The sequence below is a fragment of the Kitasatospora sp. NPDC088160 genome (assembly GCF_044741445.1).
Taxonomy (GTDB): domain Bacteria; phylum Actinomycetota; class Actinomycetes; order Streptomycetales; family Streptomycetaceae; genus Kitasatospora.
Map to the genome: position 1 here is coordinate 40,859 of NZ_JBIUSS010000005.1, position 15,525 is coordinate 56,383.

Genomic DNA, 15,525 nt, shown 5'->3' on the forward strand with positions numbered 1-15,525 from the left:
GGCTAGGGCCGCGGGATGTTGCGCAGGTTGCTGCGGGCCAGGTCGATCATGCGCCCGACCCCGCCGGAGAGCACCGTCCGCCCGGCCGCCAGCGCGAAGCCCTTCAGCTGCGCCGCCGTGATGTACGGCGGGATGGACAGCGCGTTGGGGTCGGTGACCACGTCCACCAGGGCGGGGCCGGGCCGTTCCAGCGCCTCCGCCAGCACCTCCCGGACCCTCGCCGGCTCGGTGACCCGCTTGGCCGGGATGCCCGTCGCCCGCGCGATCCCCGCGTAGTCGACGTCCCCGTTGTCGATCTCGTACTCCGGGTAGCCCGAGACCAGCATCTCCAGCTTGATCATGCCGAGCGCCCCGTTGTTGAAGACGACGGTCTTCACCGGCAGCCGGTGCTTGGCCACCGTCAGCAGTTCACCGAGCAGCATGCCGATCCCGCCGTCGCCGGCCATCGCGATCACCTGCCGCCCGGGGCAGGCCAGTTGGGCGCCGATGGCGTGCGGCAGGGCGTTGGCCATCGAGCCGTGCAGGAAGGAGCCGATCACCCGGCGGCGGCCGTTCGGCTGGAGGTAGCGGGCGGCCCAGACGTTGTTCATGCCGGTGTCCACAGTGAACACCGCGTCGTCGGCGGCCACCTCGTCGAGCACCGAGGCGACGTACTCGGGGTGGATCGGCAGGTGCTTCTCGATGTCCCGGGTGTAGGCGCCGACCACGTCCTCCAGCGAGCGGCAGTGCTTGCGCAGCATCTCGTCGAGGAAGGCGCGGTCGCGCTTGGCGTCCAACAGCGGCAGGACGGCCCGCAGGGTGGCGGCGACATCGCCGTGGACGGCCAGTTCGAGCGCGGTGCGGCGGCCCAGCCGGGTGGCGTCGTGGTCGACCTGGACGGTGTGCGCCTGCGGCAGGAAGGAGTCGTACGGGAAGTCGGTGCCGAGCAGCAGCACCAGGTCGGCGGAGTGCAGCGCCTCGTGGCAGGCGCCGTAGCCGAGCAGGCCGCTCATGCCGACGTCGTACGGATTGTCGTACTGGATCCACTCCTTGCCGCGCAGGGAGTGCCCGACCGGCGCGTTCAGGGCCCGGGCCGCCTCCATCACCTCGCCGTGCGCCCCGCGCACCCCCGCGCCGCAGAACAGGGCGACCTTGCGGGCCGCGTTGAGCAGCCGGGCCAGCTCCTGCACCTGGGACCACGGCGGCGCGGCGACGGCCTGCTCGGTGAGGAAGTGGCTGGTCCCGGTGGGTCCGGCGGCGGGGAGCGCGGCGACGTCCCCGGGGAAGGCCAGCACCGAGACGCCGTGCGAGCCGAGCGCGTGCTGGATGGCGATCCGCATCAGCCGGGGCAGCTGCGCGGGGGTGGAGAGCATCTCGCACCAGGTGCTGCAGTCGGTGAACACCCGCTCGGGGTGGGTCTCCTGGAAGAAGCCGGTGCCGATCTGCCCGGACGGGATGTGCGAGGCGAGCGCCAGCACCGGCAGGCCGCTGCGCTGGGCGTCGTACAGGCCCTGGACGAGGTGGGTGTTGCCGGGCCCGCAGGAGCCTGCGCAGACCGCGAGCCGACCGCTGAGCTCGGCCTCGGCGGCCGCCGCGAAGGCGCCCGCCTCCTCGTTGCGCACGTGCACCCAGCTGATGCCGTCGGTCCGCCGGATCGCGTCCACGACCGGGTTGAGGCTGTCTCCGACCACGCCGTAGACCCGCTCGACCCCGGCCTGCCGGAGCACCTCCACCATCTGTTCGGCCACGCTCGCCACGGGTGCTCTCCAATCACCGGCCGCCGACTGCCGCAGGACACCTGCACCCTCCGACGGCCGGGCCCGCCCCGCACCCGGAGCGGGCCCGAACAGGTGAACGACCGGTCGGCGCGGCTACTCCGCCGCCAAGTGGTCCTGCTGCCCGAGCTTGCCGCTGACCAGGCCCGCCTGCGCCTGCCGCCGGGCGGGCTCGCGGCCGGGCGGCTGGCCGCACCGCTCCTGGGCCGGCGGCGCGGTGGTCGGCAGGGTGACCGGCTCCCCGGCCTTCACCTGCACCGGCTCGCCGTCGTGCCACAGGTGCAGCACCTCGCCGCGGCGCAGCGCGTACGTCGTCCCCTCGTGGGTGATCTGGACGCCCAGCAACTGCCCGCGGACCATCAGCGAGAACCCGAGCCTCATCAGCCCGCCCGGCAGCCGGGGCCGGAAGGACAGCGACTCGCTGTGGTCGCGCAGCCCCCCGAAGCCCGCCACCAGGGCGATGCAGGCACCCGCGAGCGAGGCCATGTGCAGGCCGTCGCGGGTGTTGCCGCCGAGGTCGTGCAGGTCCATCAGCGCCGCCTCGGCCGTGTAGTCGTACGCGAGGTCGAGCTGGCCGACCTCGGCGGCGATCACCGCCTGGGTGCACGCGGAGAGCGAGGAGTCGCGGACGGTGAGCCGCTCGTAGTAGGCGAAGTTGCGGACCTTCTGCTCGTCGGTGAACGCGTCGCCGCGGACCTGCATGGCGAGCACCAGGTCGGCCTGCTTGACCACCTGCTTGCGGTACAGGTCGAAGTACGGGTAGTGCAGCAGCAGCGGGTACTTCTCGGGCGGGGTGTGCTCGAAGTCCCAGACCTGGTGGTGGGTGAAGCCGTCGGCCTGCGGGTGCACGCCGAGGTCCTCGTCGTACGGGATGTACATCGCGGCCGCGGCGTCCCGCCAGGCGGCGGTCTCCTCGGTGTCGACGCCGAGTTCGGCGGCCTCGTGCGGGTGGCGGGCGGCGGCCTCGGCGGCGGCGCGCAGGTTCGTCTGCGCCATCAGGTTGGTGAACACGTTGTTGTCGGCGACGGCGCTGTACTCGTCCGGGCCGGTGACGCCTTCGATGCGGAACTTCCCCGAGACGTCGTGGTGGCCGAGCGAGCGCCACATCCGGGCGGTCTCCACCAGCAGTTCGAGCCCGTACGCGCGCTCGAACTCGGCGTCCCCGGTGGCCCGGACGTAGCGGGCGACGGCGGCGGCGATGTCGGCGCCGATGTGGAAGGCGGCGGTACCGGCCGGCCAGTACCCGGAGCACTCCTCGCCGCGGATGGTCCGCCAGGGAAACACCGCTCCGGCCAGGCCGAGTTGGGCGGCCCGTTCGCGGGCCAGCGGCAGCGTGGTGTGCCGCCAGCGCAGGGCCTGGTTGACGGCCCCGGGCAGGCAGTAGGTGAGCACCGGGAGGACGAAGGTCTCGGTGTCCCAGAAGCTGTGCCCGTCGTAGCCGGGGCCGGTCAACCCCTTGGCGGGGATGGCCCGTTCCTCGCTGCGGGCGCCGGCCTGGAGGACGTGGAAGACGGCGAACCGGACGGCCTGCTGGAGTTCGACGTCGCCTTCGATCTCGACGTCACTGGTCTCCCAGAACTCCTTGAGGTAGGCGGCCTGTTCGGCGGCCAGACCGTCCCAGCCGGTGTACCGGGCGGCGGTCAGCGCGGCCTCCACCTGGTCCCGGACGGCGGGCTGCGAGCGCGTCCCCGACCAGCCGTAGGCCATCAACTTGACCAGCCGCAGCCGCTGTCCGGGCCGGAGCACGGTGGTGACGCTGATCCGGCAGTGGTCGGCCTCGGCCTCGGCGACGGTTTCGAGCTCCTCCGGGCCCTCGATCACGTGGTCCATCCCGGCGGCGACCCGGATCGCGCTGTAGCGGGTGCGGTGCACCAGGACGGCCTTGGTGTCGCTCGCGTGGTGCACCTCGGGCTGCAGCGGCGCCTCCAGGACGGCGGAGGCCCGAGGATCGCCCTCGGGGCCGCCGGGCAGCTGCTCGTTGGCGACCAGCTCGGACTGGAGCACGATCCGCACCGGTCCGTCCACCGCCTCGACGCTGTAGTCGACCGCGGCGATCGCGCGCTGGGTGAGCGAGACCAGCCGGGAGGAGCGCACCCGGATGGTCCGGCCGGCCGGGGAGGTCCACTCGGCCTCGCGGTGCAGTATCCCCTCCCGGAAGTCCAACCAGCGCTTGTGGCGGACGAGTTCGCCGTAGCGCAGGTCGAAGGGCTCGTCGTCGACCAGCAGCCGGATGATCTTGCCGTTGGTCACGTTGATGACGCTCTGGCTGGACTCCGGGTAGCCGTAGCCGCCCTCGCCGTACGGCAGCGGGCGGAGCTCGAAGACACCGTTCAGGTAGGTGCCGGGGAGGCCGTGCGGCTCGCCCTCGTCCAGGTTGGCGCGCAGGCCGATGTGGCCGTTGGAGAGCGCGAACAGCGACTCGGCGCGGGCCATCGCGGTCAGGTCCAGGCCCTGCTCGGCGATCAGCCAGGGGTCGACGGAGAAGTTGTCCAAGCCACTCATGCGACTGCCTCACTCCGCTCACTCATGCCCGCTCCTCCAGCAGTTCGGCGAGGTCGTCGACGACCACGGTCGCGCCGTCCCGGCGCAGTTCGGCGGCCTGCCCGGTGCGGTTGACCCCGACCACGGCCCCGAAGCCGCCCGCACGGCCGGAGGCCACCCCGGCGAGCGCGTCCTCGAAGACGGCGGCGTGCGCGGGCTCGACGCCCAGTGTGCGGGCGGCGTACAGGTAGGTGTCGGGGGCGGGTTTGCCGGGCAGGCCCTCGCGCTGGGCGACGACGCCGTCCACGATCACGTCGAACAGCCCCTCGATGCCCGCCGCCCGCAGCACGTCCCGGCAGTTGGCGCTGGAGGACACCACGGCGCTGGGCAGCCCGAGCGCGCGCAACCGGTGCACGTACGCGACCGAGCCGTCGTACGGCTGGACGCCCTGCTCGCGGATCAACCGCAGGACGGTGTCGTTCTTGGCCCGGCTGATCCCGTGCACGGTACGGGTGTTGGGCGGATCGGCGTCGGTGCCCTCGGGCAGGTCGACGCCCCGGCTGCGCAGGAACGCCCGGGTGCCGTCCAGTCTCGGGCGGCCGTCCACGTAGGTGTCGTAGTCGGTGACGGCGTCGAAGGGGACGAACTGCCCGCCGGTGCGGGCGGCTTCGGCGCGCAGGAAGGAGTCGAAGGTGTCCTTCCAGGCCGCGGCGTGCACCTTGGCGGTCTGGGTGAGGACCCCGTCGAGGTCGAAGAGGAAAGCGCGGATGTCGTCCGGTAGCCCCAGCATGGGTGCAGTCTTACCCGGGAACGCGGGGAAGCCGCCCATTTCCCGGCGGCGCGTCGCGGGAAGGGCGGCTTCCGGTTGCCCGGGTGCCCGGGTGCTCGTGGGTGGCCAGGTGGGTTTGTGGGTGGCCAGGTGGGCTCGTGGGTGCCCGGCACTGTCACGGCGAGGGGTGCCCGGCGCTGTTACGGCGAGTCGGGCATCTGCGCCTCGGCGGCCTCCGCCACCGCGAACACCGCGCCCTGCGGGTCCTGGACGACCGCCATCCGGCCGGACTGCATGTCGAACGGCGGCTGGATCACCGAGCCGCCCGCCTTGACCAGGGCGTCCACGGTGGAGTCGGTGTCGTCCACCGAGAAGTAGGCCATCCAGTGCGAGGGCGTGCCCGCCCCCAGGTACCCGGGGATCGGCTGCATGCCGCCCACCGTACGGTCGCCGGCGTTGAGCGAGAAGTACCCCTCCATGCCCTGGATGGTCGCCGGGCGCAGCCCGAGCGCCGGCAGGTAGAAGCGGCCGGCCGCTTCGGTGTCGGCGGTGTTGAGCTCGTTCCAGACCAGTGCGCCGGGCTCGTTGACCACGCCCGCGCCGATGAAGTCCATCGCCTGCCAGACGCCGAACACCGCGCCGGTCGGGTCGGCGGCGACCAGCATCCGGCCGATCACGCCGACGTCCATCGCCGGGTAGAGGATCGTGCCGCCGTGCTCGGCGATGGCGGCCCCGCTCACGTCGGCGTCGTCCGAGGCCAGGTAGGTGGTCCAGGCGACGGGCGGCAGCGGCTGGCCCTCGGGCGCGGACCGCGCCATGATCCCGGCGACCGGTCGGTCGTTGAGCATGCACACGGCGTAGCCGCCGAACTCGGCCGGGCCGACCTCGCCCTGCCAGCCGAACAGGTCGCGGTAGAAGTCGAGCGCGGCCTGCTGGTCGCTCGCCATCAGGTCGATCCAGCACGGGGTGCCGGGCTTGTACGGAGCGGTGACTACGGGCATTGCTGGGCCTCCCGAAGGCAGTGGTCGTCGGGGCGGGCGGGTCCCGGCCGCCCGGTGCCGGGCTGCCGGTGCCGGCCGTCGGCGCGAACGGCGGGTACACCGCCCACCATCGGCCCGGCGCCGCGATCCCGCCACCGGACGGCGCCCTGGCGGGCGATCGGACGGGCCCGGGGCCCGTTCAGCCGCCGGCGGGCCGTTCACGCGGCGTCGTGGCGCTCATGCCGTCGCGGGGGCCGTTCACGCGGCGTCGTGCCGCTGGGCCGTGACGAAGTACGGCTGCACCTTGCCGCTCTGCACGTAGTCCTTGAGCCGGACCAGCAGTTCGGCCCAGGTGCCGGCGACCAGCGGGACGCCGTCCTCGCTGCCCGGCTGCCAGCCGCCGTGCCGGAACAGCAACCGGGTGCGGCCGGGCTCGTCGGGCTGGTCGGCGAGGTCCCAGCTGATCCAGGTGCCGGCCCAGTGCGGCGGGAAGGCCCCGGCGTTGGCCCACACCACCCGGTCCAGATCGGCCCGCTCGCGGCGCAGCCGGAACGGCTCGGGGACGCCGGGGAAGTCGAACAGCAGGACGTCGCCCTCCCGGTCCACGCCGGTGGTCCACCAGCTGGTCAGCCCGCCGTGCGTGTTGAGCGCGGCGAGGACGACGGCCCGGGGTGCGGCGATGTCGAACTGGAGGGCGATCTCGGGCATGGGGTCCGCCTTTCGGTGCGCGCCCCCCTCGTCCGTGGGCCGGGTCCGGTGTGCCCGGGTCCGGTGCGTCGGGCCCCCGTCCCTCAGGTCGCCCGTGCCGGGCGCCCCCCGGTTTCTCCGGCCACCATGGCACGACCCCCGGGCCCGCGCGCCCTGGACGGCGCCGGCCCGGGGGTCGCCCCCACGGCTCGGGTGCGGTCAGCCGCCGCTGCCGTAGGAGGTGTTCGCGCAGATGTCGTCGTCCGCCGAGCGGGCGTCGTTGGTGACGGTGGTGGGCAGCGGCGCCGGGGGCGCCGGGGTGCCGTTCGCGGCCGCGCCGCCCGTCCCGGTGGCCGGGCCGGTGGGCCCGCCGCCGTTGGCCGCGGAGAAGTCCTTGCCGACGATCAGGGTCACGCCCGCCGAGTTGCCGGCCTCGACGCTGGCGCCCGGGAACAGCGCGGCGACCTTGTCGGCGTTCGCCTTCTGCCCGGAGCCGTACTCGATCATGGTGGTCTTGTACTTGGTGCTCGCCGCCTGGCCCGCCGTGGTGGCGGCGAACTTGGCGGCCTTCAGCTGCGCGGTCGCCTTGCCGGCCAGGCCGTTCTCGGTCGTCCCGTTGTAGACCGCCACCTTGATCGACGAGTTGCCGGCGTCCGCGACCGGCGCGGCGGGCGCGCTGGGCGCGGCCGACTGCGGCGCGGCCGGTGCGCTCGGGCTGGCGGCGGCGTCCGGCTGCTGGCCGGTGGCGTTCTGCCCGTCGATGGTCTGGTCGGCCTTGAGGGTCTCCCAGAGCTTGTTGGCGTCCGGCTGGACCAGGTCGAGGTCCTTGTCCTGGGTGCGGTAACGCCAGGGCGCCGTCACGAACTTGAGGTCGTGCATGTCGATGTTCTTGAGCGACAGCCCGAAGGAGAGCAGCTTGTCCGCGGAGGCCAGCCCCGGGTCGACCACCAGCGACTTGGTCGCGGCGTCGGCCAGCGGCAGCAGGTTGGTGGGGCTCAGCCCGTCCTTCTTGACCTTGCTCGCGAGCGAGCTGAGGAAGGCCTGCTGGCGCTTCATCCGGCCGATGTCGGAGCCGTCGCCGATGCCGTGCCGCAGCCGCACGTAGTCCAGCGCCTGCTGGCCCTGCACGGTCTGCTTGCCCTGCGGCAGGACGAGGTCGCCCTTCCTGTGCAGGTTGGGGTTGACGTCGCCCTCGTAGATGGCCTTCGGCAGGCAGACGTCGACGCCGTTCACGGCCTTGGTCATCGCGGAGAAGCCGTTGAAGTCGACCACGATGGTGTGGTCGACCCGGATCCCGGTGAGCTTCTCCACCGTGTTCTGGGCGCAGGCCGGGTTGCCGCCGTCGCTGCCGCCGACCGAGAAGGCCGCGTTGAACAGGTCGCTGGACGACCCCTTGGTCCACTTGCCGTTGGGCAGTTTGCAGGGCGGGATCGGGACCTTCGCGTTGCGCGGGATCGAGATGCCCACGGCGTGCTTGTGGTCGGCGTAGACGTGCAGCAGGATCGTGGTGTCCGAGCGGGCGCCGCCGTCCGCGCTACCGCCGCCGAGGTCGGAGTTGTTGCTGCCGCGGCTGTCCGAGCCGATCAGCAGCACGTTGACCGGCTTGTTGCCGTCCGCGTCGGCCTGCGCCTCCGGCGGGCGGTCGGTTGCTATCGCGTCGCCGTCGAAGGACTTGATGTTGGCGTTCAGCTTGAAGTAGATCGCCCCGCCGGCGCCCGCGATCAGCACCAGCACGCCGGCCGCCGACCAGGCGACGATCTTCTTCACGTTCTTCTTGGGCTTGCGGCTGTTGCGCGCCGCCGCCCGGCCGCCGCCGGCCGCCGCCTCCGGCCTGCCGCCGTCCTTGCCCGCGCCCCGACCGCCGTCCTTGCCCGCGTCCTTGCCGCCGTCCTTGCCACCGCGGCCACCGCCCTTGCCCTGGGCGGCGCGCCGGGCCTCCGCCCGGCCCCCGGTACGCGGCGGAGGCACGGACCCATCGCTCCCCGTCGTGAGCGCGCCGGGTGCGTTCTCGCCCCGAGCCGGGCCCTCGCCCCACTGACCTGACATGCGCGTACCTTTCACCGACGGAAGCGACGCCCCGGACGATCTGGCGCACCGCACACAGGGAGACGGTCGGGACCGTTCCCAGGTTGCACATACGAACATCGGTACAAACCGATGAACGTGGCTTCCGATCATATTTAGGCCCGACGCGATCACCGACCTCCGGTCCACCACCAACCCCGGCCACCACGGCGCAAGCTCGCCACAGAACGCCCGAAACCAGCCGATTACGACGTGACCTACGCCACCTCTCCCCGCCCCTGCGGCACCATCAGGCACCACGCGCCGCACGTCCGCAGCCACCCAGGACGGTCCGGGGGTTTTCCTCACCCCACCCCAGGGGGATGCCCCCGTTTCTCAAGGCCCGTTCGCTAGACCAGACTCAGCACCATGACCACCGACACCGCGGGGACGCCGACCGCGAAAACCCGGCCGCAGCCGCCCGCCGGACCACCGGACACCGCCCCGCCCGGAACCGGCGGGAGCGACTTCGCCCAACTGAGCCGCCGGATCACCGCCGAGGGCCTGCTCGACCGACGCCCGGTCTACTACACCGTCCGCGCGAGCCTCGTCCTCGCCGCGTTCCTCGGCGGCTGGTGGGCCATGTTCGCCCTCGGCGACACCTGGCTCCAGCTCGGACTGGCCGCCGCCATGTCCATCGTCTTCGCCCAACTGGGATTAATGGCACATGACCTGGCGCACCGTCAGGTGTTCACCGGGCGCCGCGCCGGCGAGATCGGCGGCCGCATCGTCGCCAACCTCCTGATGGGCATGAGCTACGGCTGGTGGATGAACAAGCACACCCGCCACCACGCCAACCCCAACCACGAGGAGCGGGACCCGGACGTCTCCCCCGACCTCGTCGTCTGGTCCCAGGACCAGGCCAGGAGGGCCAGCGGAATCGCCCGCTTCATCGGCCGCCGCCAGGCGTTCCTCTTCTTCCCGCTGCTCCTGCTCGAAGGCCTCAACCTCAGCTACAACAGCTTCCGCGCGCTGCGCAGCCCGATCATGAAGCGCCCCTACCTGGAGGGCTTCCTGCTGGTCGCCCACTTCGCCGCCTACCTCGGGCTGGTCTTCGCCGCCCTCCCGGTCGGCAAGGCCTTCGCCTTCCTCGCCGTCCACCAGGCCCTGCTCGGCGTCTACTTGGGCTGCGTCTTCGCCCCCAACCACAAGGGCATGCTGATGGTGACGCCCGGCATGCGGCTCGACTTCCTCCGCCGCCAGGTCCTCACCTCCCGCAACGTCCGCGGCGGCTACTTCATCGACGCCCTGATGGGCGGCCTCAACTACCAGGTCGAGCACCACCTCTTCCCCAGCATGCCCACCCCGGCCCTGCGCCGCGCCGCCGTCCTCACCCGCGACTTCTGCGCCGAGAAGGAGATCACCTACTACGAGACCGGCCTCTTCCGCTCGTACCGCGAGATCCTCACCCACCTCCACCAGACCGGCGCCCCGATCCGCGCCGCGGCCTGATCCGCCCCACGACCCACACCGCACCGCGGCACCCCGGCTACTCGACCAGCCGGGGTGCCGCAGTGCGTTCACCGGCGGCGGACATGCAAAAGGCCAGGTCAGAGGGTGTCTGACCTGGCCTCAGTTCGGTGGGCCACCAGGGGCTCGAACCCTGAACCTACGGATTAAAAGTCCGCAGCTCTGCCAATTGAGCTAGTGGCCCGCGGCCCTCGTCCCGGTTGGGGAGGGCCACCGTGATCCTACCCGGTGGGGCGCAGGGCTCCGCCAGTGGATTGCGCGGGCGCGCCGGGGGCGGGGGGCGGAGCGTAGTGGGCGGCACGGACGCGGCGGAGCCAGGATTCGGCGGGGCGCGGGTCGGGGGCGGCGGGGAGGACGCCGGGGCGGGCGAGGCGGTCGGCGGCGTCGGCGAGCAGGGATTCGGCGACGGCGGGGCGGTCGGCGATGCGTTCGCCGAGGTCGCGGACGTGTCCGGGGTCGGTGAGGCGGACCAGGTTGTGGCCGGTCTTGTGCAGCCGGACGGCCTGTTCGACCAGCCGGACCAGATGCCGGGCGTGCTTGGCGGCCCGGCGGCGGGTGGCCGGGTCGGTCGTGTCGCGGGTCAGCAGTTTGCGGAACTGCTGCTCTGCGTAACCGAGATAGGCCTTCCGGACGCCCGATTCACTGAGGAAGCTCGAGCGGATCTCGACCAGTTCGGCACCGAGCGGAGTGCGGATCTCGTACAGGTCGTCCGGCAGCCAGACGAGCTCGGAGGCGGTCGGATTGCAGGACAGCGCCAGGCGGCACCACTTGGCGGCCTCGTGCAGGGTGACGTCGGGCCCGGTGGTGACGTGCGACTCGGCCGGGCGGTGCAGGCCGTGCAGTTCCTCGGTGGGGGCGGCGTACAGGCCGAGCCGGTCGACGTCGGAGCCGGCGTGGGCGAAGCCGTACGCGGTGGAGCCGACCACCCCGGCGAGCAGGACGGTGCCGGGGACGGCAGGTGCGGGTGCGGGTGCGTCGGACATCGCCGGTCTCCTCTCTCGACTCTCTCGACGCCTCACGACCTGGCAGTCGGCAGGGCTGCGGTGGCGGCGCCGCTACCGCATCCTCGCCGGTCCGGGCCGCGCCGGGCGAACGATTTCCGCTCCGGGGCCCGCCCCGGCCGGTCCGCCGGGTAGCGTACCGAGCATGTCGACCACCACCTCCGACGACGGCGTCCTGATCGTCACCGGCGCCGGCCGCGGCATCGGCGCCGCCACCGCCCTGCTCGCCGCCCGGCGCGGCTACCGGGTCTGCGTCAACTACCGCACGGACGAGGCCTCGGCCACCGCCGTGGTGGACGCCGTCCGGGCCGAGGGCGGCACCGCGCTCGCCGTCCGGGCCGACGTCACCCGCACCGCCGAGGTGGAGCGGCTGTTCACCACCGTGGACGCCGAACTCGGGCTGCTCACCGGCCTGGTGAACAACGCCGGCACGCTGGAGAAGCAGTGCCGGCTGGAGGACATCGACGAGGACCGGCTGAACCGGATCTGGGCCGCCAACATCACCGGCCCGTTCCTGTGCGCGGCCCAGGCCGTGCACCGGATGTCCACCCGGCACGGCGGCCGCGGCGGTGCCATCGTCAACGTGTCCTCGGCCGCCTCGCGGCTCGGCTCGCCCAACGAGTACGTCGACTACGCGGCCGCCAAGGGCGCCGTCGACTCGATGACCCGCGGCCTCGCCCTGGAGGTCGCCGCCGAGGGGATCCGGGTCAACGCCGTCCGCCCCGGCCTGATCCACACCGACATCCACGCCCTCGGCGGCGAGCCCGGCCGGGTCGACCGGGTCGCCCCCGGGCTGCCGATGCGGCGCGGCGGACGGGCGGAGGAGGTCGCCGAGGCGATCCTCTTCCTGCTCTCCCCCGCCGCCTCGTACACCACCAACGCCTTCCTGGACGTCTCCGGCGGGCGCTGAAAGGTTCCCTCCGGTTTCCTTCCGCCGGCCCGCCCCCCGCCCGTACCGTGGGGCCATGACCGATGCCTTCATCGACATCCCCGGTGTGCGCAACTTCCGTGACGCGGGCGGGATCGGCGCCCTGCGGCGGGGCGTGCTCTACCGCTCCGGCTCCTTCCACACCCTCACCGAAGAGGGCGCCCGGCGCCTCAAGGCCCTCGGCCTGCGCACCGTCCTCGACCTGCGCAGTCCGGTCGAGCTGGAGGTCTGGCCCGACCTGCGGCACGGCCTCGACCACGAGGCCCTCAACCTCCCGACCCTGCCCGCCAACCGTGAGGACATCGACCAGCCCTGGCCCGAGGACCAGGCGGCGCTCTACCCCTTCATGGCCCGGACCGCCGGCCCGTCCCTCGCCGCCGTCGTCCGCCGCCTCGCCGCCCCCGGCGCGCTGCCCGCCCTCGTGCACTGCGCCGTCGGCAAGGACCGCACCGGCCTGACCATCGCCGTCCTGCAGTCCCTGCTCGGCGCCTCGGAGGCCGACGTCACCGCCGACTTCCTGCTCTCCAACGTCGGCCTCGGCCTCGACCGGGGTCCCACCCCCTACGTCGACGAGACCGGCACCGAACGCGTCTCCCGCCCCGTCACCGCCGAACTCCTCGCCTCCGCCCTGGGCTGGATCCACACCCAGTACTCCTCCGTCCCCGCCTACCTCCGCGCCCACGGCGTCACCGACGAGGAACTGACCGCCCTGCGCGCCAACCTGTCGGCCTGACCGGCCCGGGGACGCACCTACTCCTGGCGTTCGAAGCGCCACCACTGGGCGGGCGAGTCGGTGTCCTCCCACTGGTGGACGGTGGGGTCGGGGGGTGCGGCGGCGGTGAGGGGCTTGCCGCTGATGAAGCTGGTGATGGTGTAGGTGCCGGGGGCGTCCACGTGGGCTTCGAGGAGCCATTCCTGGGCGCCGAAGGCGTTGGCGGACCACTGCTGGATGGGGACGCCGTCGTCGGTGGAGGCGCCGGTGACGTCGAGGCGCTTGCCGCTGGCGGCGTTCTCCAGGTGGCAGAGGGCGCCGCCCGGGTGGACGGCGGTGAACTGCCAGAGCTGGGCGTCGGAACCGTCGTCCGCGCCCTGGCGGACGCGGGCGCCGCTGCGCCGGCTGCCGTCGGCGACTTCGAGCAGCAGGCCGCTGTCGACGTTGCGGATCCGGTAGCGGCCGTCGGTGATCGCGGTGTCAGTCACGCTCGCAGTCTGCCACCGGGGGCCGACAGGCCTCGGAGTCGAGGACGGCGGAGCGGACGGCGGGGAAGACGGCAGGGAAGACGGCAGGGAAGACGGCAGGGAAGACGGCAGGGAAGACGGCAGGGAGGACGGCGGCCTGCTGGAGGCTGGAGGCCCGGACCGGCGCGCGGGGCGGGCGGGCTATGGTCGGAAGCCGGAACAGGAAGTCAGGACAACCTCTACGAGTGGAGTCGACGATGGCGAAGGTCCCCAACGTGCTCTCGGCCGCCGCGCCCGCCGCGCTGACCGCGGCGAGCGGCCTGGTGGGCGGTTACGGCGTCGCCCGCTGGAGCGGCCGGCGTGAACTGGGCGGCGCCGTGCTGGCGGTGGCCGGTGCCGGGGCGGCCGCGCAGTGGCACCGCAGCTCGGGCGCGGCCACCGCGGCGGCGCTGACCGGTCTGTACGTGGCGGCGTTCGGCGGTTCGCATCCGCTGGCGAAGAAGATCGGCGCCTGGCCGTCGGTCTTCGCCGTCACCGGTGTGGTCGCGGCGGCCTCGACGGCCGCGACGGCGCTGGCCGCCCGCAAGCGGTAGCAGCACCCGGCGCGAGCCGCGCGCCGGCCCGCTCACCGGCCTCGGCAGCGACACCTGGCGGCGATACCCGGCGGCGGCCTCAGCGCACCGCCGCGCCGGGCTGCGCCGCTCCACCGAACCGCGCCTCGAACGCGGCCCGGTTCGCCGAGACCGGTGAGCGGTCCCAGACCGCGAACACCACCTGTTCGAAGGCCGCCCCGTACCGGGAGAGCGCGCCCTCGAAGGCCTCGGCGACCTGGGCCGGGTCGTTGCGGAACACCCCGCAGCCCCAGGCCCCGAGCACCAGCGTGCGGACCTCGTGCCGGGCCGCCGCCGCGAGCACCCGGACGGCCCGCTCGGCGAGCACGCCCCGGACGTCCACGTCGGCCGAGCGCCGTTCCAGCTGGCCCGCGTTGGGCGCGGGCGAGGTCAGGAAGGTGACCGGGTACGGCCGCGCCAGCAGGTCCCCGCCCCGGCCGCGGATCACCGGTACGTCGGGCGAGACGATCACCCGGTGGCTGTACCGGAGGTCGGTGGAGGCGCGGTGCGCCTCGTAGTAGTCCGGCGCCTCCAGCAGGCAGGTGTAGAGCAGCGCGCTGCGGCACAGGTCCTCCTCCTGGGCGCGGGCGCCGCGCAGGTAGCCGCCGCCGGGGTTGCGCGCGGAGGCGAAGTTGAGCACCCCGACCGGGCCCGCCCCGCCCTCGACCAAGCGCCGGGCGGCCTCGATGCTGCCTTCGGCCGTCACCTCCACCGCCCCGACGGGCCCACCGGGCCCACCCGGCCCGGGCCCCGGGCCCCCGCCCCGCAGCAGCGCGTCCAGCGCCGGCGGCGCGAACGACACCGTGCCGGCCCTGGCGGCCGCCAACTGCTCCCCCACCGTGACGAGTTCGCCACCGGCCGCCCGGTAGCTCCCCCGCTCGGCGATCTCCTCGTTCACCCGGGCCACGTCGTGCAGTCTGCTGCTCATGTCCGGGACGCTACGGGACTTCCGCCGGGCCGCGCCACAGGTTATTCTCAGCCGCAGAACAACGCCTCGGGGGCGCGAGGGGTACCGGGGGAGGTACCGGGGGCATCGGGGGAACGCGACGGGCCCGCTCCAGTGCATGGAGCGGGCCCGTCGTGTGTGTTCAGGTGTTCAGCTACCGGTGGTCAACCACCGGCCGTACGGCGTCAGTTCTTCCAGCGCGGCTTGCGGTCGTCGCGGTTGAAGCCACCGGAACGGTCGCGGTCGAAGCCACCCGAGCGGGCGCCGCCACGGTCGTCACGGTCACGGCCGAAGCCACCACCGGAGGCCTGCGGACGGCCGCCGGAGCGGTGGTCGTCACGACGCGCGAACGGACGGTTGTTGCTGCCGGCGCGCTCGTCGCGGTCCCGGCCGAAGGACGGGCGGTCACCGAAGGTGCGGGCCGGGCGGTCGCCGAAGGAACGGCCGCCGCGGTCGTCGCGGTCACGGTTGAAGCCACCGGAACGGTCGCGGTCGAAGCCACCACCGGTGCGGGCCGGACGGTCACCGAAGGAACGGCCACCACGGTCGTCACGGTCACGGTTGAAACCGCCCGAGCGGGCGCCGCGGTCGTCGCGGTCACCGAAGGAACGGCCACCGCGGTCGTCACGGTCACGGTTGAAGCCACCGGAACGGG

Annotated in this window: 13 protein-coding genes, 1 tRNA gene and 1 pseudogene; 5 read left to right on the forward strand and 10 right to left on the reverse strand. The window is 73.3% G+C overall.

What is annotated here, in order from left to right; translation table 11 throughout:
• Positions 1-2: 2 nt before the first annotated feature.
• The 6 genes from ACIOGZ_RS08925 to ACIOGZ_RS08950 form a co-directional block, all read right to left on the reverse strand.
• Positions 3-1,736, reverse strand: coding sequence for a pyruvate dehydrogenase (locus ACIOGZ_RS08925; protein WP_363581371.1), 1,734 nt, complete (start codon positions 1,734-1,736; stop codon positions 3-5).
• Positions 1,737-1,850: 114 nt separating this feature from the next.
• Positions 1,851-4,256: a glycosyl hydrolase family 65 protein gene (locus ACIOGZ_RS08930; protein WP_363628074.1), complete on the reverse strand. Its 2,406-nt coding sequence runs from the start codon at positions 4,254-4,256 to the stop codon at positions 1,851-1,853.
• A gap of 22 nt (positions 4,257-4,278) precedes the next feature.
• A complete protein-coding gene (locus ACIOGZ_RS08935) occupies positions 4,279-5,025 on the reverse strand; it encodes a beta-phosphoglucomutase family hydrolase (RefSeq protein ID WP_363581375.1) in 747 nt (248 codons plus the stop codon).
• A gap of 179 nt (positions 5,026-5,204) precedes the next feature.
• Entirely contained in the window at positions 5,205-6,005 is an 801-nt protein-coding gene (locus ACIOGZ_RS08940) for a VOC family protein (RefSeq protein ID WP_363581377.1), read from the reverse strand.
• Positions 6,006-6,242: 237 nt separating this feature from the next.
• On the reverse strand, positions 6,243-6,692 hold the full coding sequence (locus ACIOGZ_RS08945; RefSeq protein WP_363581379.1) for an SRPBCC domain-containing protein: 450 nt from the start codon (positions 6,690-6,692) through the stop codon (positions 6,243-6,245).
• A gap of 198 nt (positions 6,693-6,890) precedes the next feature.
• Positions 6,891-8,639, reverse strand: a complete 1,749-nt coding sequence (locus tag ACIOGZ_RS08950; protein ID WP_363628072.1) for an LCP family protein — start codon at positions 8,637-8,639, stop codon at positions 6,891-6,893.
• Between the two features lie 465 nt (positions 8,640-9,104).
• Here ACIOGZ_RS08950 and ACIOGZ_RS08955 point away from each other — a divergent pair, with 465 nt between their 5' ends.
• Positions 9,105-10,187, forward strand: a complete 1,083-nt coding sequence (locus tag ACIOGZ_RS08955) for a fatty acid desaturase family protein (protein WP_400985421.1) — start codon at positions 9,105-9,107, stop codon at positions 10,185-10,187.
• Between the two features lie 129 nt (positions 10,188-10,316).
• Here ACIOGZ_RS08955 and ACIOGZ_RS08960 read toward each other — a convergent pair.
• Positions 10,317-10,389: transfer RNA gene (locus ACIOGZ_RS08960), tRNA-Lys, on the reverse strand.
• Between the two features lie 37 nt (positions 10,390-10,426).
• On the reverse strand, positions 10,427-11,188 hold the full coding sequence (locus ACIOGZ_RS08965) for a DNA polymerase beta superfamily protein (protein ID WP_400804502.1): 762 nt from the start codon (positions 11,186-11,188) through the stop codon (positions 10,427-10,429).
• Between the two features lie 163 nt (positions 11,189-11,351).
• Here ACIOGZ_RS08965 and ACIOGZ_RS08970 point away from each other — a divergent pair, with 163 nt between their 5' ends.
• On the forward strand, positions 11,352-12,116 hold the full coding sequence (locus tag ACIOGZ_RS08970; RefSeq protein WP_400804499.1) for an SDR family oxidoreductase: 765 nt from the start codon (positions 11,352-11,354) through the stop codon (positions 12,114-12,116).
• Positions 12,117-12,171: 55 nt separating this feature from the next.
• Positions 12,172-12,867: a tyrosine-protein phosphatase gene (locus ACIOGZ_RS08975; RefSeq protein WP_400804497.1), complete on the forward strand. Its 696-nt coding sequence runs from the start codon at positions 12,172-12,174 to the stop codon at positions 12,865-12,867.
• Positions 12,868-12,884: 17 nt separating this feature from the next.
• Here the strand turns inward: ACIOGZ_RS08975 and ACIOGZ_RS08980 are convergent, their stop codons facing one another.
• Positions 12,885-13,457 (reverse strand): RICIN domain-containing protein, encoded by a 573-nt coding sequence (locus ACIOGZ_RS08980; protein WP_400985573.1) that lies wholly within the window; start codon positions 13,455-13,457, stop codon positions 12,885-12,887.
• 113 nt (positions 13,458-13,570) lie between these two features.
• Here ACIOGZ_RS08980 and ACIOGZ_RS08985 point away from each other — a divergent pair, with 113 nt between their 5' ends.
• Positions 13,571-13,906, forward strand: coding sequence for a hypothetical protein (locus ACIOGZ_RS08985; protein ID WP_063348325.1), 336 nt, complete (start codon positions 13,571-13,573; stop codon positions 13,904-13,906).
• 79 nt (positions 13,907-13,985) lie between these two features.
• Here ACIOGZ_RS08985 and ACIOGZ_RS08990 read toward each other — a convergent pair whose 3' ends face one another.
• Positions 13,986-14,852: a TIGR02452 family protein gene (locus tag ACIOGZ_RS08990; RefSeq protein WP_400985423.1), complete on the reverse strand. Its 867-nt coding sequence runs from the start codon at positions 14,850-14,852 to the stop codon at positions 13,986-13,988.
• 152 nt (positions 14,853-15,004) lie between these two features.
• Between ACIOGZ_RS08990 and ACIOGZ_RS08995 the strand changes: the two are divergent.
• A pseudogene (locus ACIOGZ_RS08995) lies at positions 15,005-15,525 on the forward strand (hypothetical protein); the annotation flags it as partial.

Excerpts from the sequence above, each read along its gene's own strand:
- ACIOGZ_RS08930 (WP_363628074.1), bottom strand. The coding sequence starts at position 4,256 with ATGAGTGGCTTGGACAACTTCTCCGTCGACCCCTGGCTGATCGCCGAG.
- ACIOGZ_RS08935 (WP_363581375.1), bottom strand. The coding sequence starts at position 5,025 with ATGCTGGGGCTACCGGACGACATCCGCGCTTTCCTCTTCGACCTCGAC.
- ACIOGZ_RS08940 (WP_363581377.1), bottom strand. The coding sequence starts at position 6,005 with ATGCCCGTAGTCACCGCTCCGTACAAGCCCGGCACCCCGTGCTGGATC.
- ACIOGZ_RS08945 (WP_363581379.1), bottom strand. The coding sequence starts at position 6,692 with ATGCCCGAGATCGCCCTCCAGTTCGACATCGCCGCACCCCGGGCCGTC.
- ACIOGZ_RS08955 (WP_400985421.1), top strand. The coding sequence starts at position 9,105 with ATGACCACCGACACCGCGGGGACGCCGACCGCGAAAACCCGGCCGCAG.
- ACIOGZ_RS08965 (WP_400804502.1), bottom strand. The coding sequence starts at position 11,188 with ATGTCCGACGCACCCGCACCCGCACCTGCCGTCCCCGGCACCGTCCTG.
- ACIOGZ_RS08970 (WP_400804499.1), top strand. The coding sequence starts at position 11,352 with ATGTCGACCACCACCTCCGACGACGGCGTCCTGATCGTCACCGGCGCC.
- ACIOGZ_RS08975 (WP_400804497.1), top strand. The coding sequence starts at position 12,172 with ATGACCGATGCCTTCATCGACATCCCCGGTGTGCGCAACTTCCGTGAC.
- ACIOGZ_RS08985 (WP_063348325.1), top strand. The coding sequence starts at position 13,571 with ATGGCGAAGGTCCCCAACGTGCTCTCGGCCGCCGCGCCCGCCGCGCTG.
- ACIOGZ_RS08990 (WP_400985423.1), bottom strand. The coding sequence starts at position 14,852 with ATGAGCAGCAGACTGCACGACGTGGCCCGGGTGAACGAGGAGATCGCC.